This window comes from Streptomyces sp. SID9727 (genome assembly GCF_010550605.1).
In the GTDB taxonomy this organism is placed as follows: Bacteria; Actinomycetota; Actinomycetes; order Streptomycetales; family Streptomycetaceae; genus Streptomyces.
Genome location: NZ_JAAGNI010000470.1, coordinates 1 through 250, shown reverse-complemented (window position 1 = coordinate 250; position 250 = coordinate 1). Strand labels below are relative to the sequence as shown.

General features: G+C 78.8%; 1 pseudogene. It reads left to right on the top strand.

What is annotated here, in order from left to right:
* Positions 1-250 (top strand): annotated as a pseudogene (locus G3I41_RS32370) (hypothetical protein); the annotation flags it as partial.

Below are 250 nucleotides of genomic sequence, written 5' to 3'. Positions count from 1 at the left end.
GCGTTCGCGGTCACCTCGGCGGGCGACGACGACCGGGCGCGCGGCGGGCAGGTGGCATCGGCGCCCTCGCCCGCCGCGACGGCCCCGGCCGCCCGGGAGGACGCGCTGCGGCCCGAGGACGGACCGCTGTGGACCGGCGGCGTGGTCGACCCGCACTCCAACGCGTACTGGGCGCAGAGCAACGTCACGCTGCGGACGACCGAGCCGCTGTCCGCGCTCACCGTGGAGCTGCGGGTCGCCCTGACGGGCG